The organism is Brevundimonas sp. UBA7506 (genome assembly GCF_002479495.1).
Taxonomy (GTDB): Bacteria; Pseudomonadota; Alphaproteobacteria; order Caulobacterales; family Caulobacteraceae; genus Brevundimonas.
Window position 1 is genome coordinate 447637 of the sequence record NZ_DLNQ01000005.1, and the last position, 20185, is coordinate 467821.

Below are 20185 nucleotides of genomic sequence, written 5' to 3' on the forward strand. Positions count from 1 at the left end.
CTTAATCCACGACCTTGGGCACGACGAAGAAGCCGTCAGCGGCCTTCGGAGCGTTCGACAGGACTGCGTCCACCTTGGCGCCGTCGGTGACGACGTCTTCGCGCAGGCGCAGGGGCTGGGCGACGTTCGAGGTCATCGGCTCGACACCCTGCACGTCGACCTCGTTCAGCTGCTCGATCCAGTTCAGGATGCCGTTCAGCTCCTGGGCCAGCGGCTCCAGGCGGTCCTCGGGGGTCTTGATGCGGGCGAGGTGGGCGACACGCCTCACCGTCGCGGCGTCGATAGCCATGGAAATCTCCGAAATTCATCCAGTCGGGGCGCAAGGGAGTCGCCCAGACTGACTCCTGTCGTGGGTTAACCGCCCGATGCGGCTTCGACAAGCGTTCCGCATTGCAATATGGGACGTGCGTGCCCGTATTCGACCTTACAGACCTGCCCGCCGCCTGCCCGCCTGACACCGCCTGGCTAGGGCTGGATCTGGGCGAGAACACCATCGGTGTGGCCGTGTCCGACACCAGCCGCATGATCGCCAGCCCTTTGCAGCTGATCCGCAAGACCAAATTCACCCAGGACGCCGAGCAGCTGATCAAGCTGATGAACGGTCGAAACGTCTCGGCCCTGATCATCGGCCTGCCGCTGAACATGGACGGGACCGAGGGTCCGCGCGCCCAGTCCTGCCGCGCCTTCGCCCGCAATCTGGAGCGCATCCGCCCGGTCAACGTCGCCTTCCAGGACGAGCGCCTGTCGACCACGGCGGTCGAACGCTTCCTGATCGACGAACTGGACCTGACGCGCAAGCGCCGCGCCGATGTCGTGGACCGCACCGCCGCCGCCTGGATTCTGCAGGGCGCGCTGGACCGTCTGCGCGGCTGACCTTCCCCTCGCGAAGAGTCGGGCTTATAGCGGCGTCTCGATGACCCATGCCGCTTCCGTCACCGAAACCATCGAGGAACGGCTGTCGCCCTTCCCCCGTGATCACTTCCTCGCCGCCGGCGATCTGAACCCGCCCGCCGCCCTGGCGCTGTTGGATCTCGCCGACGCCTTCGTCGACTTCAATCGACAGTCGGCCAAGGGGATCGACCTCATGCGCGGCCAGACGGTCGTGAACCTCTTCTTCGAGAACTCGACCCGCACCAGCTCGTCGTTCGAGATCGCCGCCAAGCGTCTGGGCGCCGACGTGGTGACCATGCCGGTCTCGGCCTCCTCGGTCGCCAAGGGCGAGACCCTGATCGACACGGCGGTGACGCTGAACGCGATGAAGCCGGAAATCCTGGTGGTTCGCCATTCGTCGTCGGGCGCCGTGGACCTGCTGTCGCAGAAGGTCGGCTGCGCGGTCGTCAACGCCGGCGACGGACGCCATGAACACCCCACGCAAGCCCTGCTGGACCTGCTGAGCCTGCGCCGCGCCTTCGGTGACGTCGGCGGCCTGACCGTGGCCATCTGCGGCGACATCGCTCACAGCCGCGTGGCCCGCTCCAATGTCGCCCTGCTGTCGATGATGGGGGCGCGTGTGCGCCTGATCGGCCCGCCGACTCTGGTGCCCGGCGACGCCGACCGCTGGGGCTGCGAGGTCTTCCACGACATGAAGGAGGGTCTGGCCGGCTGCGACGTCGTCATGATGCTGCGTCTTCAGCTGGAGCGCATGACGGGCGCCCTGATCCCCTCGACCCGCGAGTATTTCCGCTTCTGGGGGCTGGACCGCGAGAAGCTGGCATGGGCCGCGCCGAACGCGAAAGTCATGCACCCAGGCCCGATGAACCGGGGTGTGGAGATCGATTCCGACGTGGCCGACGACCTGAGCGTCTCCCTGATCCAGGATCAGGTCGAGATGGGCGTCGCCGCCCGCATGGCCGTTCTGGCCGCCCTCGCCCACCGCCGCGCCGGAGCCGCCGCATGACCGCTGCTCCCAATACGCTGGCCATCGTCAACGCCCGCCTGCTGGACCCAGCCAGCGACTATGACGGCCCCGGCGCGGTCCTGATCCAGGACGGCCGCATCGTCGAGGTCGTCCACGGTCAGGCGACCCAGCGTCCCGAAGGGGTGACCGTCATCGACGCCCAGGGGCGCTGCCTCGCTCCCGGCCTGATCGACATTCGGGTCAAGACCGGCGAGCCGGGTAACGAACCCAAGGAAACGCTGAAGTCGGCCAGCCTGTCGGCGGCGGCGGGCGGCGTCACGACCATCGTGGTCCAGCCCGACACCGACCCGGCCATCGACGACCCCGCCCTGATCGACCACATCCAGCGTCGTGGCGCGGCGCTCGAACTGGTCAACGTCCGGGCGGCGGGCGCAGCGACCCAGGGCCGAGACGGCCAGCGCATGGCCGAGATCGGCCTGATGCACGAAGCGGGCGCCCTCTATTTCACCGACGGCGACCGGGTCATCGTCAACACCCGCACCCTGCAACGGGTGATGAGCTACGCCGCCGCCTTCAACGCCCTGATCGCCTGCCGTCCGGCTGAGCCCTGGCTGTCGGAAGGCACCGTCGCCACCTCGGGCGAACTGGCCACCCGCCTGGGCCTGTCCGGCGCCCCCGCCATCGCCGAACGCATCCAGCTGGAGCGCGACCTGGCCCTGGTCGAACAGACCGGCGCTCGCTTCCTGGTCGACCAGATCTCGACCGAAGGCGCGCTGCAGACCCTGTCCCGCGCTCGCGCCCGTGGACTGGAGGTCTCGGCCTCAGTGTCGATCAACCACCTCTGCTTCAACGAGATCGACATCGGCGACTACCGGACCTTCTACCGGCTGGACCCGCCGCTGCGCGCCGAGAGCGACCGGCAGGCCCTGGTCGAGGCCGTGCGCGAAGGCCTGATCGACGCCATCACCTCGGCCCATGCGCCCGAGCCCGCGGAGAACAAGCGTCGCCCCTTCGCCGAGGCCGCGCCTGGCGCCGTGGGGCTGGAGACCCTGCTGCCCGCCGCCCTGATGCTGCACCACGAACACGGCCTGGACCTGCTGGACGTTCTGCGCCCGCTGACCCAGGGCCCCGCCGGTTTGCTGGGTCTGGACGCCGGTGTGCTGGCGCAAGGCGCGCCCGCCGATCTGGTCCTGTTCGACGCCGGCGCTCCGGTCGTGGTCGATGCGGCCACACTACGTTCGAAATCGAAGAATTCGCCCTTCGACGGTCGTCGCCTGCAAGGCAAGGTCTTGCTCACTGTTGTCGGTGGACGCATCGTCCACGACGCACGCTAAACGGGAGCGAATCACTTTGCAGGATCTGGCGGGGCCGGCGCTCCTTACGCTCGGGCTTGTAGCTATCGGCGGATACCTGCTCGGTTCAATTCCGTTCGGGGTTATCCTGACCCGCGCTGCGGGCGCAGGCGACGTGCGCAATATCGGCTCGGGCAATATCGGCGCGACCAATGTTCTGCGCACCGGCCGCAAGGATCTGGCCATCGCCACGCTTGTGCTGGACGCAGGCAAGGGCGCGGTCGCCCTGCTGATCGCCCGCTATCTGTTCGGTGAAGCCGCGGGTGCCATCGCCGGCGGCGCGGCCTTCATGGGCCATCTCTTCCCCGTTTGGCTGGGCTTCAAAGGCGGCAAGGGGGTCGCGACCTTCTTCGGCCTGATCCTGGCCGCCTGCTGGCCTCTGGGCCTGCTGGCGGCGGCGACCTGGCTGATCGTGGCCTTCGCCCTGCGCTATTCCTCGCTGGCGGCCCTGGTCGCGGCGGCGCTGACGCCCCTCTACGCCCTGCTGCCCCTGACGATGCTGGATCTGCCCGCGCCCGCGCCCATCCTGATCCTGGCGATCTTCACCGCCGTGCTCATCTATATCCGCCACCATGAGAACATCGCCCGGCTGCTGAAAGGCGCCGAGCCCAAGATCGGGGCCAAGAAGGCTTGACCCTCCTGTCCGACGCCGAGCGTTTCGCCCGGCTTCGGCTGGCCCGCACCGACCGCGTCGGCCCCGTGGCCTTTTCTCAACTGCTGCAACGCTTCGGTTCCGCCGTCCGCGCGATCGAAGCCCTGCCTGATCTGGTGCGCCGCAGCGGACGCGACGGCTACGCCCTGCCCGCCGTCGATCGCGTCGAGGCCGAGCTGGCGGCCGGTGACCGTGCCGGCGCGCGACTGATCTTGCTGGGCGACGCCGACTATCCCGACATGCTGGCCGCCATCGACCCGCCCCCGCCCCTGCTTTGGACGCGCGGCGACGTCGCCCTGTTGTCGCGCCCCAGCGTCGGGGTCGTCGGCGCCCGTATCGCCTCGGCGGGCGGCCAGCGCATCGCGCGCGGCCTGTCACAGCAACTGGGCGAAGCCGGCCATGTCGTCGTGTCGGGTCTGGCGCGCGGCATCGACGCGGCGGCGCATCTGGGCGCACTGCCGACCGGCACGGTAGCGGTCCTCGGCGGCGGCGTGGACGACATCTACCCGTCCGAGAACGCCGACCTTTATCGCCAGATCGTCGAACGGGGCTGCATCGTCTCGGAAAGCCCCGTCGGCGCCCGCGCCCAGGCCCGCGACTTTCCCCGCCGCAACCGCATCATCTCGGGCCTGTCGCGCGGGGTGATCGTGGTCGAGGCTGAAATCCGCTCTGGCTCGCTGATCACCGCCCGCCTCGCCAATGAACAGGGACGCGACGTCTTCGCCGTTCCAGGATCGCCGCTGGACCCGCGCTCCAAAGGCCCAAACGAACTGCTGCGTCAGGGCGCCATCCTCTGCGAGGGGCTGGAGGATGTCGAACGCGCCTTCACCACCCTGCGGACCCTGCGCGAGCCCCCAGTCGATTCGCCCTTCGACGGCGCGCCGGACGTTCTGGACGACGCCCTGATCGAACAGGTCGCCGCCCTTCTGTCTCCTACGCCGACCCCACGCGACGAACTGGCGCGGGCGCTGAACCTGCCGATCGGACTTGTCGCCGCCGCCCTGCTGGAATTGAACCTGGCCGGTCGAGCAACGCTTCTACCCGGCGGGCTAGCCTCCAACTGATCGAGCTACTTGGTCGGGCCGGACGCCATGGTCGATGCGGCTTCCAGCGCGCCGGCCAAGGCCTCATCGCCGTCCCATCGGGCCATTCTGGCCAGTTCCCGCGCCATGGAGGTGACGTATTCCCGCACGGGATAGTCGGCGAGGTCGGGCGTCGGACCCATGGTCCTCGAAGCATCTTGCTGCAGCGGCACCCCAACGCCTTGGCTCGACATCGTCTCGCTCCCGATTGCAGACAAAGGCAATACACAACTTTGAGTAGACGGACAAGCCGCGCTAAACGCCTTCAGGTAGTTCCTGAAATCCATGCGATTGACTTCCCTCGCGACGCCAACCACGTTCGCGCCCCGATTTCCCCGATAGAGCGCCATGAATCTCGTCATCGTCGAGAGCCCCGCCAAGGCCAAGACCATCAATAAATACCTGGGCTCCGGCTACGAGGTGCTGGCTTCCTACGGCCATATCCGCGACCTGCCGTCCAAGGACGGCTCCGTCCTGCCTGACGAAGATTTCGCCATGCAGTGGGAGGTCGACGCCAAGGCCTCCAAGCGCCTGTCCGAGATCGCCGAGGCCGCCAAGCGCGCCGACCGCGTCATCCTCGCGACCGACCCCGACCGTGAGGGAGAAGCGATCAGCTGGCACGTTCTGGAGGTCCTGAACAAGAAGAAGGCGCTGAAGGACACCGAGGTCCAGCGCGTCACCTTCAACGCCATCACCAAGGCCGCCGTGCTGGAAGCCATGGCCAATCCGCGTCAGCTGGATATGGAGCTGGTCGAAGCCTATCTGGCCCGCCGCGCGCTGGATTATCTGGTGGGCTTCAATCTGTCGCCCGTCCTGTGGCGCAAGCTGCCGGGCGCCCGTTCGGCCGGTCGAGTGCAGTCGGTAGCCCTGCGCATCGTCGTCGATCGCGAAATGGAGATCGAAAAGTTCAAGGCTCAGGAATACTGGTCGGTCGAGGCCGATCTGGTCGCCGACAGCCCGCCCTTCACCACGCGCCTGGTCAAGCACGCGGGCAAGCGCATCCAGCGCCTCGACATCCCGACCGAGGAAATGGCCTTCGCCGCTCGCGACGCCATCAAGGCCGGCGACTTCACCATCAAGTCGGTCGAGAAGAAGCCCGCCAAGCGTTCGCCCGCCCCGCCCTTCACCACCTCGACCCTGCAGCAGGAAGCCGCGCGCAAGCTGGGCTTCACCGCCCAGAGGACCATGCAGGCTGCGCAGAAGCTGTACGAGGGCGTCGACGACACCGGCGGCCTGATCACCTACATGCGGACCGACGGCCTGTTCGTCAGCCCCGAGGGCATCGCCCAGGCGCGCGAAGTCATCGCCGACCGTTTCGGCCCCGCCTATGTCCCGGCCGAACCGCGCTACTACAAGACCAAGGCCAAGAACGCCCAGGAAGCGCACGAAGCCATCCGGCCGACCAACATCGCGCGCCACCCGGAATCCCTGCGCCTCGAAGGCGACCTGCAGCGCCTCTACGAGCTGATCTGGAAGCGCATGGTCGCCTCGCAGATGGAGAGCGCGCGTCTGGACCGCACCACGGTCGAGATCGAGACGCCCGACGGCCAGACCGGCCTGCGCGCCACCGGTCAGGTCGTGGTCTTCGACGGCTTCATCGCCGCCTACGAAGAAGGCCGCGACGAGAAGCAGAAAGGGTCCGAGGACGACGAGGACGAAGGCGGTCGCCTGCCCGCGCTGAAGGAAGGCGCCAAGGCCAAGGTTGAAGGCGTCCGCACCGACCAGCATTTCACTGAGCCGCCGCCGCGCTTCTCGGAAGCCACCCTGGTCAAGAAGCTGGAAGAGCTGGGCATCGGCCGCCCCTCGACCTACGCCTCGATCCTGACGACCCTGCGTGACCGCGAATACGTCCGCATGGACAAGAACCGCTTCTATCCCGAGGACAAAGGACGGCTGGTCACGGCCTTCCTGGAGCAGTTCTTCACGCGCTGGGTCGAGTACGACTTCACCGCCGCACTGGAGACCCAGTTGGACGAGGTCTCAGCCGGCGATCTGGACTGGAAGGCGCTGCTGCGCAGCTTCTGGACCGACTTCCACGCCGCGACCCAGGCCGCGGGCGAACTGCGCACCACGGCCATTCTGGATCACCTGAACGACGCCCTCGGCGCCCACATCTTCCCGGACAAGGGGGATGGCTCGGACCCGCGCGAATGTCCCCTGTGCCATCAGGGCCAGCTCAGCCTGAAGACCAGCCGTTTCGGCGCCTTCATCGGCTGCTCGCGCTATCCCGACTGCAAGTACACCCGCCCCGTGGCCTCGCCTGACGGCGCCGAAGGCGGCGCGGACGGCGGCGACCGCGAACTGGGCGCCGATCCGGCGACCGGCCAGCCGGTGCAGCTCAAGATCGGTCGCTTCGGCCCCTATGTCGAAACCACGCCGCCGGGCGAGGAAAAGCCGAAACGCTCCTCCCTGCCCAAGGGCTGGAGCCCCGCGTCCCTGACGCTGGATCAGGCCCTGCGTCTGCTGGCCCTGCCGCGGGAAGTCGGTCCTCACCCCGAGGACGGCAAGATGATCACGGCGGGTCTCGGCCGCTACGGTCCGTTCGTCCTGCATGCCGGCACCTACGCCAACGTCTCGGACATCGACGAGGTGTTCGAGGTCGGGATCAACCGCGCCGTCGCCCTGCTGGCTGAAAAGCGCGCCGGTCGTCCTGGTCGCGGCTCAGCCACGGCGCCGCTCAAGGAACTGGGCGCTCACCCGGACGATGAAGTCCCCGTTCAGGTCATGGCCGGCCGCTTCGGTCCCTACGTCAAATGGGGCAAGGTCAACGCCACGCTGCCCAAGGGCATGACGCCCGAAGACGTGACGCTGGAAGCCGCCCTGCCTCTGCTGGCCGCCAAGGCCGGTGCAGCGCCGAAGAAGAAGGCGGCTGCGGCCAAGAAGCCCGCCGCCAAAAAGGCCCCGGCCAAGGCCGCCGCCGAGAAGAAACCCGCGGCGGCGAAAAAGCCTGCGGTCAAGAAGCCGGCCGCCAAGAAAGCCGCCGCTAAAAAGACCGCTCCGGCGGAGTAAGGTCGCCATGCCCTCCCGGTCCGCCAGCGGATCGGGAGGGTTTAGCGCCCCGCCACCAGTTCGTTGCGAACCCGGCGCCCCAGCGGATCACGTCCGGGCCAGGTCTGACCGACAGACGCCTCGACCATGGCCGTACAGAACCGCGAAAGCAGCATTCGCGGTCGGATGCCGTTCAGGCAGACTCGTTCGCCTTCGACAGCCCAGCGCGCGGTCAGGCGCCGACCGTCGGAAAACACGGCCCTGTAGCTGCCGTCGCGGTCAAACCAGTGCTTTACCCAACTTCCATCCGGATAGTGGGAGATCACGGTGTTTCCAAAAGCTGATTCCATCTCCGCCTGAGCCGGCAGCGCCGTCGCGCAACAAGCGGCCAAGGCGAACGCAAGCGTTTTCATACGCATACGACAGAGCCTCCCTTCCCCTCGGCGACATTACAGGGCTGTAAGACTTTGCCAACCGCCCGGTTCCCGAACGGAAATACTTGACTGAGGCGTAGGGGTTTCCATATACCGCCGCAGGCTCGGAATTGGACTGGCGATGCGCGCCGCCCACTCGCCCACGAGGGGCGGTTCCGTAAGTCGAAGACGTTACGACGTTTCCTCCGTCCTCAAGGTTTCATGACAGAATTCACCAAGCTGGGCCTCTCGGCCACGACCCTGCAAGCGGTCGCTGACACGGGCTACACCGAAGCGACCCCAATTCAGGCCTCCGCCATCCCGGTGGCCCTGGCCGGCCGCGACGTCCTGGGCATCGCCCAGACCGGCACCGGCAAGACCGCCGCCTTCACCCTGCCGATGATCGACCGCCTCGGCTCGGGCCGCGCCCGCGCCCGCATGCCGCGCGCCCTGGTCCTGGCCCCGACCCGCGAACTGGCCGATCAGGTCGCCGAGAACTTCGCCAAATACGCCAAGGGCACCAAGCTGAGTTGGGCCCTGCTGATCGGCGGCGTGTCCATGGGCGACCAGGTCGCCCTGCTGAACAAGGGCGTCGACGTCCTGATCGCGACGCCGGGTCGTCTGCTGGACCTGTTCGAACGCGGCAAGATCCTGCTGACCGGCGTCGAGATGATGGTCATCGACGAAGCCGACCGCATGCTCGACATGGGCTTCATTCCCGACATTGAGCGCATCTTCAAGCTGACGCCGCCGCGTCGCCAGACCCTGTTCTTCTCGGCCACCATGCCGCCCGAGATCACGCGCCTGACCACGCAGTTCCTCAAGGATCCGACCCGGATCGAGGCCTCGCGTCCGGCCATGACCGCCGATACCATCACCCAGTATCTGGTCCGCATCCCGACCAGCGACCCCAAGGCCAAGCGCACCGCTCTGCGCGCCCTGATCGAACGGTCAGAGGTCAAGAACGGCATCGTCTTCTGCAACCGCAAGTCGGAAGTCGATATCGTCGCCAAGTCGCTGAAGACTCATGGCTTCGACGCCGCGCCGATCCACGGCGACCTGGATCAGTCGCTGCGGATGAAGACTCTGGCCGACTTCCGCGCCGGCGACCTGAAGATCCTGGTGGCCTCGGACGTCGCCGCGCGCGGTCTGGACATCCCGGACGTCAGCCACGTCTTCAACTACGACGTCTCGCACCATGCCGACGATTATGTGCACCGTATCGGACGCACCGGCCGCGCCGGTCGCAAGGGCGAAGCCTTCATGATCGTCACGCCCTCCGACGACAAGTCGTTGGACAAGGTGCTGAAGCTCATCAAGAAAGCCCCGGAAGAGATGTCGCTGGACGACATCGACTTCGCCTCTATCAAGGACCGCCCGCGCAGCGACGACTCCAAGGGCCGTGGCCGTGGCCGCAGTGACCGCCCGCGCCCGATCCCCAAGAGCGACAACGTCGCGTCGATGGAGCCCATCGCCCGCGCCGCTCCCAAGGCAGAAGAAACCCTCGAGGAAGCCCCCCGTCGTTCGCGCAGCCGCCGCTCCGCCAAGCCCCTCACGACTTCGGAAGCTGCGGACGCCGTCGTCGACACGACAGCGCAAGCGACGCCTGCAACCAAGCCCGCCTCTCAACGCCGCGATCGCGCTCCTGAACCGCGCGAACCGCGTAAGTCCGAGCAGGCCAAGGAACAGCCGCTTCGCGCCGCCAGCGGCGGTTTCGGCGACGACATCCCTGCATTCCTGCGTCGTCCGGTCGTCTTTCAGGATTAAAGCAGAGGCATTCTGGCCCTCGGTTTAACTGGTCATTACGGATCGGCGTTCTAGTGTCCGCCAACTAAGAATTGGGGCGCGAGAATCAGAATGACGGCGCAGGTCGAAACCGCCCTTCGGGGACCGGAGGCATATGAGCTGGCGCACCGCATCGTCGACGCCATGCAACAGGCCTCCGTCTGGCCGACGCCGCTGAATTTCGAGCTCTGGCTGCACTATGTCAGCGACCCCGAAGGTCCATTGGGCCGGGAACTCGACCGCCTGCTGGCCGGTGACGCGCCGTTCACCGACGCGACGGCTGAAATGCTGGCTGCGGAATTCCTTCCGCGCGGCCGCCTCTCCGAGGAAATCCGCGATGTCGGGGCTGTCCTGAACCGCGAACTCGCTGCGGTGGCCGAGGCCATCGACAACGCCCGCAAGACCCAGACTGCCTATGGCGAGACGCTCAGTTCTGCGTCGGCGAAGATGCAGGACGCGGGCGGAGCGACGGATCTCTCCGCCATCGTCAGCACCCTTTCCAGCGCGACGCGCAAGGTCCAACGCCACACCTCCGCGCTTGAGAAGCGGCTGGAATCGTCGAACCGCGAAGTGGTTCGTTTGCGCGAACACCTGGAGCAGGTCCGTCGCGACGCCATGACCGACGCCCTGACCAATCTGGCCAACCGCAAGACGTTCGATGAACAGTTGGCGCGCCTCTGTGATGAGGCCGAGGCCGAAGGCAAGGGCTTGACGCTGGCGATCGTCGATATCGACCACTTCAAGCGCTTCAACGACACCTGGGGTCACCAGACCGGCGATCAGGTGCTGCGTTACGTCGCCAGTGTCCTGGGCCGGATCGCACGCAATCCTCGTATCGCCGCCCGATACGGTGGCGAGGAATTCGCGGTCATCTTCCCCGGCGAGACGCCCGGCGCCGTGGAAGCCGCCCTCAACGCGGTTCGCGAAGAAATCGGTTCGCGTTCTTTGCGCCGCCGATCAACCAACGACGACCTCGGCGCCGTGACCATCTCCGTCGGTTTCGCCGAGCGTGGTTCCGGCGAGACGGCTCTGGGTCTGCTTGAGCGCGCCGATGCCGCGCTTTACGCCTCCAAGCGCGGCGGTCGGAACTGCGTCACCAACGCCGAGCTCATGGAGAAGGCCGCCGCTTAAACGGTTGCCGAACCGCCCCGGGTCCGTTTCATATCGACCGGATGAGAAGCTTCACCTTCAATCTCGCCTATTGGGCCCTCTCGATCGGCTATGGTCTGACCGCAGCCTTCGCAGCCTTGGCGCCAGGTCGGCGTGCGACCACCTGGGTCATCCGCCGCTATGTGCGTCGCATGGTGCAGGCCATGGCACTGTTCGCCGGCATTCACCTGAAGGTTCGCGGCAAGGAGCGTCTGCCGCAAGGCGCCTTCATCATCGCCTCCAAGCACCAGAGCTGGGGCGACGGCTTCGCCACCTATGATCAGTTCGACGACCTGGCCTTCGTCACCGGCGACCACCTCGAGAAATTTCCGCTGCTGGGTACGGTGCTGAGAAAACTCGGCGCCATCGTCGTCAACAGCTGCGGCGGCCACACTGCCCGCGCCGCACTCAAGGAACGCGCCGCCGACGCCCATCGTGAAGGCCGCAAGATCCTGATCTATCCTGAAGGCCACCTGGCCAAGGTCGGCGAGAAGTATCGCTACCGTTCGGGTGTCTGGCACATGTATCGCGACTTCGACATGCCGGTCGTGCCGCTGGCGACCAACCTCGGCCTGTTCTGGCCCCAGGAAGAAGCACGCAAGACACCGGGTACCGCCACGCTGGAATTCCTGGCGCCCATTCCAACCGGCCTGCCCAAGGATGAGTTCCTGGCCAGGCTGGAAGCGGCGATTGAAGGCAAGACCGCTGAACTGATCGCCGAGGCCACCGGCCAGCCGATCACCGCGGCGGTTCAGGTCGCCACGCCCAGCGAAGCCGCCACGCTCGCGACGCCTGCGGCGGCCTAAGCCGCTGGGATCACCGCCCCGTCGTACTTCTTGGCGATGAAGTCCTTGACCGCCTGGCTGCGCAGCGCCGTCGCTAGGGCCTGAACGCGCGGGTCGTTCTGGTTGTCCGGGCGGGCCACCAGATAGTTCACATAGGGGCTGTCGGCCCCCTCCAGCGACAGGGCGTCGGTCTTGGGCTTCAATCCGGCGTCCAGGGCGTAGTTGGTGTTGATCACCGCCGCATCGACCTGGGGCAGGATGCGCGGGATGGTGGCGGCCTCGACCTCCTGGAACTTCAGCCCCTTGGGATTGGTCGCGATGTCACGAACGGTCTGCAGCGGATTGGTCGGATCGCGCAGGGTGATCAGGCCGGCGCCCTGCAACAGCAGCAGCGAGCGCCCGGTGTTCGAGGCGTCGTTCGGCAGCACCACCTGCGCCCCGTTCGGGATCGCCGCCAGCGTCGCATGCTTCTTGGAATAGATGCCCAGAGGCTCGACGTGGACGCCGGCCACCGTCACCAGATCCGCGCCGCGCGCGATGTTGAACTCGTCCAGATAGGGCTTGGTCTGGAAGTAGTTCACATCCAACCGTTTTTCAGACAGTTGCACGTTGGGCTGAACGTAGTCGTTGAAGACCTTGATCTCGATCGGCACGCCCTCGGCGGCCAGGATCGGCTTCACCACCTCAAGGATTTCAGCGTGCGGCACGGCGGTGGCGCCGACCAGCAGGGGCGCGCCCTCGGCGCCCGCCTTCTTGTCCGCGCCCTGACCGCAGGCGGCAAGCGTCAGGACAGCGACGGCGGACAGCAGCAGCGAACGGCGGATCATGGGGCAGGCTTTCGAAAAATCAGCGGTGCGAAACCTTAGCGACCAGACGGTCGCCGATCATCTGCAGAATTTGTACGAGGATCAGCAGCAGAACTACGGTCACCACCATGACGTCGGTCTGGAACCGCTGATAGCCGAAGCGCACGGCCAGATCGCCCAGTCCGCCTGCCCCCACCACGCCCGCCATGGCGGTGTAGCTGACCAGGGCGATGGCCGTGACCGTCGCCCCGGCGATGATGCCGGGCATGGCCTCAGGCAGCAGGGCCCGCGTGACGATCTGGAAAGTCGAACCGCCCATGGCCTGGGTCGCCTCGACCACGCCCTTGTCCACTTCACGCAGGGCCGTCTCGACCAGTCGCGCATAGAAGGGCGCGGCCCCCACGACCAGCGGCGGAATGGCCCCGGCCACGCCCAGCGAGGTGCCGACCAGCAGCACTGTCACCGGCAACATGACGATCAGCAGGATGATGAAGGGCACCGAGCGCAGCACGTTGACGATCAGAGACAGCACGGCGTTCAGCACCGGATTGGCCGCCAGCCGCCCCTTGCCGGACAGATAGAGCAGCACGCCCAGCGGCACGCCCAGGATGACGGTCAGCACCAGCGAGCCGCCCAGCATCAGCAGGGTGTCGATGGTGGCGCGGCCGATCTCGGCCCAATCAACGTTCTTGAACATCAGGCTGCCTCCACCGTCACGCCGCGCGCGGTCAGCTGGGCCACGGCCGCCTCGGCGTCGCCGCCGGTGAAGGCCACGACCAGCTGGCCATAGGGCTCGCCCCGGATGCGGCTGATCCGTCCCGACAGGATCGAATAGTCCACGCCCACCGTTCGCGCGACGCGGCTCAGTTCCGGCTCATAGGTCGAGCCGCCGCGGAAGGTCAGCTTGGCCATCCGCGCACCGACCGGCACGACCGAGGCGTCAAAGGCTTCCTCGCCCTCGGCCAGCATGGCGCGGGTCACGGCGTGCTGCGGATGCAGGAAGACATCCGCCGTCGCGCCCTGCTCCGCGATGCGGCCGTCCTTCAACACCGCCACCCGGTCACAGACGCGGCGCACCACCTCCATCTGGTGGGTGATCAGGACGATGGTCAGGCCGAGGTCGCGGTTCAGCCCGTCCAGCAGGGTCAGGATGTCCTCGGTCGTCTCCGGGTCAAGCGCGCTGGTCGCCTCGTCACACAGCAGGACGCTGGGACCGCAGGCCAGGGCGCGGGCGATGCCGACGCGCTGCTTCTGACCGCCCGACAGCTGGGCCGGATGCTTCCTGGCGTGTTCCGCCAGCCCCAGTTGCTCCAGCAGCTGCGCAGTGCGCGCCTTCACCTCGGCCTCGGGCCGTCCTTCCAGCCGCAGGGGGAAGGCGACATTATCCTCGATGGTCTTGGCGTTCAGCAGGTTGAAATGCTGGAAGATCATGCCGATCCGCCGCCGCGCGGCGCGCAGCTCGGCGGGCTTCAGCGCCGTGATTTCCTGATCATCGACGAAGATGCGGCCCGCGTCGGGCGTCTCCAGCCGGTTGATGGCGCGGATCAGGGTCGACTTGCCGGCGCCCGAACGCCCGACTACGCCGAACACCTCGCCGCGTCCGATGGTCAGGTCGACGCCGTCCAGCGCCGTGCGCTCGCCCGCCGCGCTGCGATAGCGCCGGGTCACGCCTTCCAGTCGGATCATGTCAGTCGGCGTCCAGAGCGGCGGCGGGGATGATGGTCACGCTCTCGCCGCAGCCGCAGGCGTCGGTCTCGTTCGGATTGCGGAAGACGAACTTGGACGCCAGCTTGGTCGTCTCATAGTCGATCTCGGAGCCGATCAGGAACAATACGGCCTTGGGCTGGATCAGGATCGTGACGCCCTTGTCCTCGACCACCTCGTCCAGCGGCTCGATCTGCTCGGCATAGGCGAAGGTGTACTCCTGCCCGGCGCAACCGCCGTTCTTCACCCCGACGCGCAGACCCACATAATCCTTTTCGGCGTTTTCCATGATCTCGCGCACGCGCGCGGCGGCGGCGGCGGTCAGGGTTACGGCCTTGGGCCGGGGGCGGCGCGGTCGGGCGGCGGTCTGAAGCTCGGTCATCGCTACGTCCTCAGAACATGTTCAGGGCCAGCTTGGCCTCGTCGCTCATCTTGGAGGAGTCCCACGGCGGATCGAACACCAGATTGGCGCGGGCGCTGCGCACGCCCTCGACCTTCATCACCGCCGCCTCGACCCAGCCCGGCATTTCGCCGGCCACGGGACAGCCCGGCGCCGTCAGCGTCATCTCGACCAGGACGTCGCGGTCGTCGGACACGTCCACCTTGTAGATCAGGCCCAACTCATAGATGTCGACCGGGATTTCCGGGTCGTACACCGTCTTCAGCGCCTCGATCAGGTCGTCGGTCAGCTTGTCCAGCTCGGCCTGCGACAGGGCGCTCTTCTGCGGCTCGTCCCAGCTGGCGGCGAAGGCGTCACTGTCGCTGATGGCGGTTTCGGTCTTGGCGTCGTCCATACTCGTCACACGAAGAAGTTCCGCGCCTTGATCAGCGCATCCATGAAGGCGTCTGTATCCTCCACGGTGTTATATAGGGCGAAGGAGGCGCGCGTGCTCGAGGTCACGCCCAGTCTTTTCGCCAGCGGTTCGGCGCAGTGCAGACCGGCCCGCACGGCCACGCCGTAACGGTCCATGATCTGGGCCACGTCATGGGCGTGGGCGCCCTCGACCGAGAAGGTCAGCAGCGCGCCCTTCTCTTCGGCCTCGCCCAGCACCCGAAGCCAGTCGGCGTCGGCCAGCCGGGCGCGTGCGTGGTCATAGAGGGCCATCTCGTGCGCGGCCACGGCCTGCCGATCAAAGCCCGACAGCCATTCCAGCGCCGCGCCCAGACCAATGGCCTCCAGGATCGGCGGCGTCCCGGCCTCGAAGCGATGCGGCGGCGCCGCATAGGTGATGCGGTCCTTCTCGACCGTCTGGATCATCTCGCCCCCGCCCTGATAGGGCGGCAGGCTTTCCAGAGCCTCGGTCGTGCCGTACAGGGCGCCGACGCCGGTCGGGCCATACAGCTTGTGGCCGGTGATGACGTACCAGTCGCAGCCGACGGCCTGAACGTCTGGCGTGGCGTGAACCGCGCCCTGGCAGCCATCGACCAGCACCCGTGCGCCTGCGGCATGGGCCAGACGGGTGATCTCGGCGATGGGGTTGATGGTGCCCAGGACGTTGGACATGTGGGTGACGGCGACGACCTTGGTCCTCGGCCCCAGAAGCGCGGCATAGGCTTCCATATCAAGCGAGCCGTCGTCCTTGATCGGCGCCCATTTCAGCACCGCGCCCTTGCGCTCGCGCAGCAGGTGCCACGGCACGATGTTGGAGTGGTGCTCCATCTCGGTGACGATGATCTCGTCGCCGGGTTCGATGCTCAGGCCGATCCCGTTGGCGACCAAATTGATCGCCTCTGTCCCGCCCTTGGTCCAGACGATGTTCTCGCCCGAGGGCGCGTTCAGGAAGCTGGCGACGATCTCGCGCGCCGCCTCAAAGGCCTCGGTCGCCTCGTTCGACAGTGTGTGCAGGCCGCGATGGACGTTGGCGTAGCTGCCCTCCATCGACGCCACCAGGGCGTCGATCACCGCACGCGGCTTCTGCGCCGAGGCGGCGTTGTCCAGATAGACCAGCGGCTTGCCGTTCACCTGTCGCGACAGGATCGGGAACTGCGCCCGCGCGGCGTAGGGGTCGAAGGTATTCACAGGCGAGCCGTCAGCCATGCGCGCACAACCTCCTTGGCGGCCTCGTCCTCGATGCGATCAACGACCTCGAACAGGAAAGCCTGGACCAGCAGGGCGCGAGCCTCGTCGGCCGGAATGCCGCGCTGCTGCATATAGAAGAGCGCGCTTTCATCCAGCGTCCCCACCGTATTGCCGTGGGCGCACTGCACGTCGTCGGCATAGATGATCAGCTCGGGCTTGGCGTCGATCTCGCCGCGCTCGGACGCGATCAGGGCGTTGTGGGCCATGCGGGCGTCGGTGCCGTCGGCCCCGCGCTCGACGATGATCTTGCCCTGAAACACGCCGCGTGCGGTGTCGTGGACGACGCCCTTGGTCAGTTGGCTGGTCGTGCCGTCGGCGGCCCGGTGATCGACCACGGTCGTCAGGTCCGCATGGCGCGAACCCTTCAACAAATAGAGGCCATCCAGACGCGTGTCGGCGCCCTCGGCCCCGTGGCTCAACTGCGTCTCGATGCGTTGGAGCCTGGCGCCGGTCGTGACGATGGTCTGGCGATAGCGACCGCCGGCCTCCAGCCGCACCTCGGCGTTCATCACCGAAATAGCGTCCTCGGGCTCCTCGATCAGGACGATGCGGGTGACCTCGGCGTCGCCGGCGACGTCGATCTCGACCTTGTTGTGGGCCACATAGGCCGAGCCCTTGCCCTCATGCGTCTCCAGCAGCAGCAGCTTCGCGCCCGGACGGGCCACGATGCGCGCCGCCGCCGTGTGGCCGGTGCCGACCGCGTCCGAGAGGAAGCGCAGACGCAGGGTCTGCACGCCCGAGGCGATGAAGTCAGTGACGCCAACCGGGCGGCCGTTGGCGAAGACGATCGCCTCTCCGCCCAGGTCATAAAACGGCCCCGGCGCTCCGACCAGCGCCGTTCCCGAGGGCTCAGGCGCTTCACGAAGCCAGCGCTTCAAGTCGCTGTATTTCCAAGCCTCCGTGCGCCGCGACGGAAAGGTCTCGGCGTTCGTCAGATCGATTTGCGGCGCTGCGCTCATGCCGCGGTCGGCAGGAACTTGTCGTACCCTTCCGCCTCCAGCTCCAGCGCCAGTTCAGGCCCGCCCGAGGCGACGATGCGGCCGGCGGCCAGCACGTGCACCTTGTCCGGTTTGATATAGTCCAGCAGGCGCTGATAGTGGGTGATGACCAGCATGGAGCGGTCGGCGCGACGCAGGGCATTCACCCCCTCGGACACGATGCGCAGGGCGTCGATGTCGAGGCCGGAGTCCGTCTCGTCCAGGATCAGCAGCGACGGCTCCAGCAGGGCCATCTGCAGGATCTCCATCCGCTTCTTTTCACCGCCCGAGAAGCCGACGTTCAGCGGCCGCTTCAGCATGTCGAAGTCCATCTTCAGCGCCTGCGACGCCGCCTTGACCTGCTTCAGGAAGGCGGGGGCCGAGACCTCCTCCTCGCCACGCGCGCGCTTCTGGGCGTTCAGCGCCGTGCGGATGAAGGTCATGGCCGGCACGCCGGGAATCTCCATCGGATACTGGAAGGACAGGAAGACGCCCGCCGCCGCGCGCTCTGCGGGGGCCAGGGCCAGCAGGTCCTGACCGTTCCACGAGGCGGAGCCGTCCGTGACCTCATAGCCGGGACGGCCCGACAGGCTGTAGCCCAGCGTCGACTTGCCGGCCCCGTTCGGCCCCATGACGGCATGGACCTCGCCCGCCGGCACTTCGAGCGTCAGGCCCTTGAGGATCGGCTTGTCAGCGACCGAGACGTGGAGGTTGGAAATGGAAAGCATCAGACGGTCTTCTTGGTGAACCAGCCGGCAATTCGGGCCGACAATGATTTGGACGTTTGTTGGGGAATAACGTTTCCGGCGCGATCAAGCGTGACAGTCCGTTTGAACCAGAACTCATGCATTTCTTCACGAAACGCACGGTCTTCCACGGGAAATCCCGAAGCGTCACCGATAACGGAATCGATCATGCATCGGGCGCAAAGCGCAGTTCCCTCCACATCATCAATCCAATCCTCAATCTCGGTCGGAGGATAGGTCTCCAGGCAGTAAAAGCAGCCACAAACCAAGCTCGCCTGAACTTCGGCTCTGTGGTTGGCACAGTGCTTGTGGGCTTCGCGAAGATAGGCTTTCGTAAAGGTCACCCCACGCTCCCCTCAAGGCTGATCGCCACCAGCTTCTGCGCCTCGACGGCGAATTCCATCGGCAGCTTCTGCATCACGTCGCGGACGAAGCCGTTGACCAGCAGGGCCACCGCCTCCTCCTCCGACAGGCCGCGCTGCTGGGCGTAGAAGAGCTGGTCTTCCGACAGGCGGGTCGTCGTCGCCTCATGCTCCAGCTGGGCCGAGCCGTTGCGGGCCTCGATATAGGGGATGGTGTGCGAGCCGCACTCCTTGCCAATCAGCAGGCTGTCGCACTGGGTGAAGTTGCGCACGCCCGTGGCCTTGGGATGCACCGAGACCAGGCCGCGATAGGTCGAGTCCGATTTGCCCGCCGACACCGCCTTGGCGATGATCCGCGACTTCGAGTTCTTGCCCAGATGGATCATCTTGGTGCCGGTGTCGGCCTGCTGATGCCCATTGGTGATGGCGATGGAATAGAACTCGCCCGAGCTCTCCTCGCCCTTCAGGATGCAGGACGGGTATTTCCAGGTGACGGCCGAGCCGGTCTCGACCTGGGTCCAGCTGACCTTCGAGCGGTCGCCACGGCAGTCGGCGCGCTTAGTGACGAAGTTGTAGATGCCGCCCTTGCCCTCGGCGTCGCCGGGGTACCAATTCTGAACCGTCGAGTATTTCACCTCGGCGTCGTCCAGGGCCACGATCTCCACGACCGCCGCGTGCAGCTGATTCTCGTCGCGCATCGGCGCGGTGCAGCCTTCCAGATAGGAAACGTAGCTGCCCTTGTCGGCGATGATCAGGGTGCGCTCGAACTGGCCGGTCTGGCTGGCGTTGATGCGGAAATAGGTCGACAGCTCCATCGGGCATTTCACGCCCGGCGGGATGTAGACGAACGACCCGTCGGAAAAGACCGCGCTGTTCAGGGCCGCGAAATAGTTGTCCGACACCGGCACGACCGATCCCAGATATTGCCGCACCAGATCAGGATATTCGCGCAAGGCCTCGGAAATCGGCATGAAAATCACGCCGACCTTGGCCAGTTCCTCCTTGAAGGTGGTCACGACCGAGACGCTGTCGAACACGGCGTCCACGGCCACCTTGGGCGCGCCCTGCACGCCCGCCAGGACCTCCTGCTCCTTCAGCGGGATGCCCAGCTTCTTGTAGACTTCCAGGATCTCGGGATCGACCTCGTCCAGCGACTTCGGTCCCTCCTTCTGCTTCGGCGCGGCGTAGTAGTAGAGGTCCTGATAGTCGACGGGTTCGTATTTCACCGCCGCCCAGGTCGGCTCCTCCATCGCCAGCCAGCGCTCATAGGCGGCCAGGCGCCATTCCAGCATCCATTCCGGCTCGCCCTTCTTCTCGGAGATGAAGCGGATGATGTCGGCGTTCAGACCGCGCGGCGCATATTCCGTTTCGATGTCCGAGGTGAAGCCGTGCTCATACTTCTCGAGCGCGGCGACAGCTTCGACAGTTTCCTTAACAGCAGCCATG

Annotated in this window: 22 protein-coding genes; 9 read left to right on the top strand and 13 right to left on the bottom strand. The window is 66.5% G+C overall.

Going from position 1 to position 20185, the window contains the following annotated elements; translation table 11 throughout:
- Nucleotide 1: 1 nt before the first annotated feature.
- Nucleotides 2–289, bottom strand: a complete 288-nt coding sequence (gene gatC, locus B3K53_RS03965) for an Asp-tRNA(Asn)/Glu-tRNA(Gln) amidotransferase subunit GatC (protein ID WP_292082795.1) — start codon at nt 287–289, stop codon at nt 2–4.
- 119 nt (nt 290–408) lie between these two features.
- On the opposite strand from gatC, the gene ruvX reads away from it, so the two are divergent.
- The 5 genes from ruvX to dprA are packed head-to-tail and all read left to right on the top strand — an operon-like array spanning nt 409 to nt 4926.
- A complete protein-coding gene (gene ruvX, locus B3K53_RS03970) occupies nt 409–873 on the top strand; it encodes a Holliday junction resolvase RuvX (RefSeq protein WP_292082796.1) in 465 nt (154 codons plus the stop codon).
- 40 nt (nt 874–913) lie between these two features.
- Entirely contained in the window at nt 914–1897 is a 984-nt protein-coding gene (locus B3K53_RS03975; RefSeq protein ID WP_292082797.1) for an aspartate carbamoyltransferase catalytic subunit, read from the top strand.
- Nucleotides 1894–3192: a dihydroorotase gene (gene pyrC, locus B3K53_RS03980; RefSeq protein WP_292082798.1), complete on the top strand. Its 1299-nt coding sequence runs from the start codon at nt 1894–1896 to the stop codon at nt 3190–3192. Before B3K53_RS03975 ends, pyrC begins: the two co-directional genes overlap by 4 nt.
- A gap of 16 nt (nt 3193–3208) precedes the next feature.
- Nucleotides 3209–3844, top strand: a complete 636-nt coding sequence (gene plsY / locus B3K53_RS03985; RefSeq protein WP_292082799.1) for a glycerol-3-phosphate 1-O-acyltransferase PlsY — start codon at nt 3209–3211, stop codon at nt 3842–3844.
- Complete coding sequence (gene dprA / locus B3K53_RS03990; RefSeq protein WP_292082800.1) at nt 3841–4926, top strand: DNA-processing protein DprA; 1086 nt, start codon at nt 3841–3843, stop codon at nt 4924–4926. Before plsY ends, dprA begins: the two co-directional genes overlap by 4 nt.
- Nucleotides 4927–4931: 5 nt before the next feature.
- Here dprA and B3K53_RS03995 read toward each other — a convergent pair whose 3' ends face one another.
- On the bottom strand, nt 4932–5087 hold the full coding sequence (locus tag B3K53_RS03995; RefSeq protein ID WP_292082801.1) for a hypothetical protein: 156 nt from the start codon (nt 5085–5087) through the stop codon (nt 4932–4934).
- 205 nt (nt 5088–5292) lie between these two features.
- On the opposite strand from B3K53_RS03995, the gene topA reads away from it, so the two are divergent.
- Nucleotides 5293–7953 carry a type I DNA topoisomerase gene (gene topA / locus B3K53_RS04000; protein ID WP_292082802.1) on the top strand — a complete coding sequence of 887 codons (2661 nt, stop codon included), beginning with the start codon at nt 5293–5295 and terminating at the stop codon, nt 7951–7953.
- 41 nt (nt 7954–7994) lie between these two features.
- Here topA and B3K53_RS04005 read toward each other — a convergent pair whose 3' ends face one another.
- Nucleotides 7995–8258: a hypothetical protein gene (locus tag B3K53_RS04005; protein WP_292082803.1), complete on the bottom strand. Its 264-nt coding sequence runs from the start codon at nt 8256–8258 to the stop codon at nt 7995–7997.
- Between the two features lie 309 nt (nt 8259–8567).
- Between B3K53_RS04005 and B3K53_RS04010 the strand changes: the two genes are divergently transcribed.
- From B3K53_RS04010 to B3K53_RS04020, 3 genes are all read left to right on the top strand, one after another.
- Nucleotides 8568–10112, top strand: a complete 1545-nt coding sequence (locus B3K53_RS04010; RefSeq protein WP_292082804.1) for a DEAD/DEAH box helicase — start codon at nt 8568–8570, stop codon at nt 10110–10112.
- 90 nt (nt 10113–10202) lie between these two features.
- Complete coding sequence (locus tag B3K53_RS04015) at nt 10203–11261, top strand: GGDEF domain-containing protein (protein ID WP_292082805.1); 1059 nt, start codon at nt 10203–10205, stop codon at nt 11259–11261.
- A 41-nt stretch (nt 11262–11302) separates the two neighbouring features.
- Nucleotides 11303–12085 carry a lysophospholipid acyltransferase family protein gene (locus B3K53_RS04020; RefSeq protein ID WP_292082806.1) on the top strand — a complete coding sequence of 261 codons (783 nt, stop codon included), beginning with the start codon at nt 11303–11305 and terminating at the stop codon, nt 12083–12085.
- Here B3K53_RS04020 and B3K53_RS04025 read toward each other — a convergent pair.
- From B3K53_RS04025 to sufB, 10 genes are read right to left on the bottom strand one after another with little or no spacing between them, the layout of a single operon-like run.
- Nucleotides 12082–12891, bottom strand: a complete 810-nt coding sequence (locus B3K53_RS04025) for a MetQ/NlpA family ABC transporter substrate-binding protein (RefSeq protein WP_292082807.1) — start codon at nt 12889–12891, stop codon at nt 12082–12084. The two genes, B3K53_RS04020 and B3K53_RS04025, sit on opposite strands and share 4 nt — an antisense overlap.
- A gap of 19 nt (nt 12892–12910) precedes the next feature.
- The gene (locus tag B3K53_RS04030; protein WP_292082808.1) at nt 12911–13567 is read right to left on the bottom strand and encodes a methionine ABC transporter permease; all 657 of its coding nucleotides are present in this window, start codon (nt 13565–13567) and stop codon (nt 12911–12913) included.
- Entirely contained in the window at nt 13567–14556 is a 990-nt protein-coding gene (locus B3K53_RS04035) for a methionine ABC transporter ATP-binding protein (protein WP_292082809.1), read from the bottom strand. The genes B3K53_RS04030 and B3K53_RS04035 overlap by 1 nt, the downstream gene beginning before the upstream one ends.
- A 1-nt stretch (nt 14557) precedes the next feature.
- On the bottom strand, nt 14558–14956 hold the full coding sequence (locus B3K53_RS04040; protein WP_292082810.1) for a HesB/IscA family protein: 399 nt from the start codon (nt 14954–14956) through the stop codon (nt 14558–14560).
- Nucleotides 14957–14966: 10 nt separating this feature from the next.
- A complete protein-coding gene (locus B3K53_RS04045; RefSeq protein ID WP_292082811.1) occupies nt 14967–15368 on the bottom strand; it encodes an SUF system Fe-S cluster assembly protein in 402 nt (133 codons plus the stop codon).
- Between the two features lie 5 nt (nt 15369–15373).
- Nucleotides 15374–16612: an aminotransferase class V-fold PLP-dependent enzyme gene (locus B3K53_RS04050; protein ID WP_292082812.1), complete on the bottom strand. Its 1239-nt coding sequence runs from the start codon at nt 16610–16612 to the stop codon at nt 15374–15376.
- Nucleotides 16591–17613, bottom strand: a complete 1023-nt coding sequence (sufD, locus tag B3K53_RS04055; protein ID WP_292082813.1) for a Fe-S cluster assembly protein SufD — start codon at nt 17611–17613, stop codon at nt 16591–16593. The genes B3K53_RS04050 and sufD overlap by 22 nt, the downstream gene beginning before the upstream one ends.
- Nucleotides 17610–18359, bottom strand: a complete 750-nt coding sequence (gene sufC, locus B3K53_RS04060; protein ID WP_292082815.1) for a Fe-S cluster assembly ATPase SufC — start codon at nt 18357–18359, stop codon at nt 17610–17612. Before sufC ends, sufD begins: the two co-directional genes overlap by 4 nt.
- Nucleotides 18359–18721 (bottom strand): hypothetical protein, encoded by a 363-nt coding sequence (locus B3K53_RS04065; RefSeq protein ID WP_292082816.1) that lies wholly within the window; start codon nt 18719–18721, stop codon nt 18359–18361. The genes sufC and B3K53_RS04065 overlap by 1 nt, the downstream gene beginning before the upstream one ends.
- Nucleotides 18718–20184 (bottom strand): Fe-S cluster assembly protein SufB, encoded by a 1467-nt coding sequence (gene sufB / locus B3K53_RS04070; RefSeq protein ID WP_292082818.1) that lies wholly within the window; start codon nt 20182–20184, stop codon nt 18718–18720. Before sufB ends, B3K53_RS04065 begins: the two co-directional genes overlap by 4 nt.
- Between the last annotated feature and the right edge of the window lies 1 nt (nt 20185).

What these genes read in the sequence shown, in the direction of transcription:
- gatC (WP_292082795.1), bottom strand. Translation starts at nt 289, where the DNA reads ATGGCTATCGACGCCGCGACGGTGAGGCGTGTCGCCCACCTCGCCCGC.
- B3K53_RS03975 (WP_292082797.1), top strand. Translation starts at nt 914, where the DNA reads ATGACCCATGCCGCTTCCGTCACCGAAACCATCGAGGAACGGCTGTCG.
- pyrC (WP_292082798.1), top strand. Translation starts at nt 1,894, where the DNA reads ATGACCGCTGCTCCCAATACGCTGGCCATCGTCAACGCCCGCCTGCTG.
- B3K53_RS03995 (WP_292082801.1), bottom strand. Translation starts at nt 5,087, where the DNA reads ATGGGTCCGACGCCCGACCTCGCCGACTATCCCGTGCGGGAATACGTC.
- topA (WP_292082802.1), top strand. Translation starts at nt 5,293, where the DNA reads ATGAATCTCGTCATCGTCGAGAGCCCCGCCAAGGCCAAGACCATCAAT.
- B3K53_RS04010 (WP_292082804.1), top strand. Translation starts at nt 8,568, where the DNA reads ATGACAGAATTCACCAAGCTGGGCCTCTCGGCCACGACCCTGCAAGCG.
- B3K53_RS04015 (WP_292082805.1), top strand. Translation starts at nt 10,203, where the DNA reads ATGACGGCGCAGGTCGAAACCGCCCTTCGGGGACCGGAGGCATATGAG.
- B3K53_RS04020 (WP_292082806.1), top strand. Translation starts at nt 11,303, where the DNA reads ATGAGAAGCTTCACCTTCAATCTCGCCTATTGGGCCCTCTCGATCGGC.
- B3K53_RS04025 (WP_292082807.1), bottom strand. Translation starts at nt 12,891, where the DNA reads ATGATCCGCCGTTCGCTGCTGCTGTCCGCCGTCGCTGTCCTGACGCTT.
- B3K53_RS04030 (WP_292082808.1), bottom strand. Translation starts at nt 13,567, where the DNA reads ATGTTCAAGAACGTTGATTGGGCCGAGATCGGCCGCGCCACCATCGAC.
- B3K53_RS04035 (WP_292082809.1), bottom strand. Translation starts at nt 14,556, where the DNA reads ATGATCCGACTGGAAGGCGTGACCCGGCGCTATCGCAGCGCGGCGGGC.
- B3K53_RS04040 (WP_292082810.1), bottom strand. Translation starts at nt 14,956, where the DNA reads ATGACCGAGCTTCAGACCGCCGCCCGACCGCGCCGCCCCCGGCCCAAG.
- B3K53_RS04045 (WP_292082811.1), bottom strand. Translation starts at nt 15,368, where the DNA reads ATGGACGACGCCAAGACCGAAACCGCCATCAGCGACAGTGACGCCTTC.
- B3K53_RS04050 (WP_292082812.1), bottom strand. Translation starts at nt 16,612, where the DNA reads ATGGCTGACGGCTCGCCTGTGAATACCTTCGACCCCTACGCCGCGCGG.
- sufD (WP_292082813.1), bottom strand. Translation starts at nt 17,613, where the DNA reads ATGAGCGCAGCGCCGCAAATCGATCTGACGAACGCCGAGACCTTTCCG.
- sufC (WP_292082815.1), bottom strand. Translation starts at nt 18,359, where the DNA reads ATGCTTTCCATTTCCAACCTCCACGTCTCGGTCGCTGACAAGCCGATC.
- sufB (WP_292082818.1), bottom strand. Translation starts at nt 20,184, where the DNA reads ATGGCTGCTGTTAAGGAAACTGTCGAAGCTGTCGCCGCGCTCGAGAAG.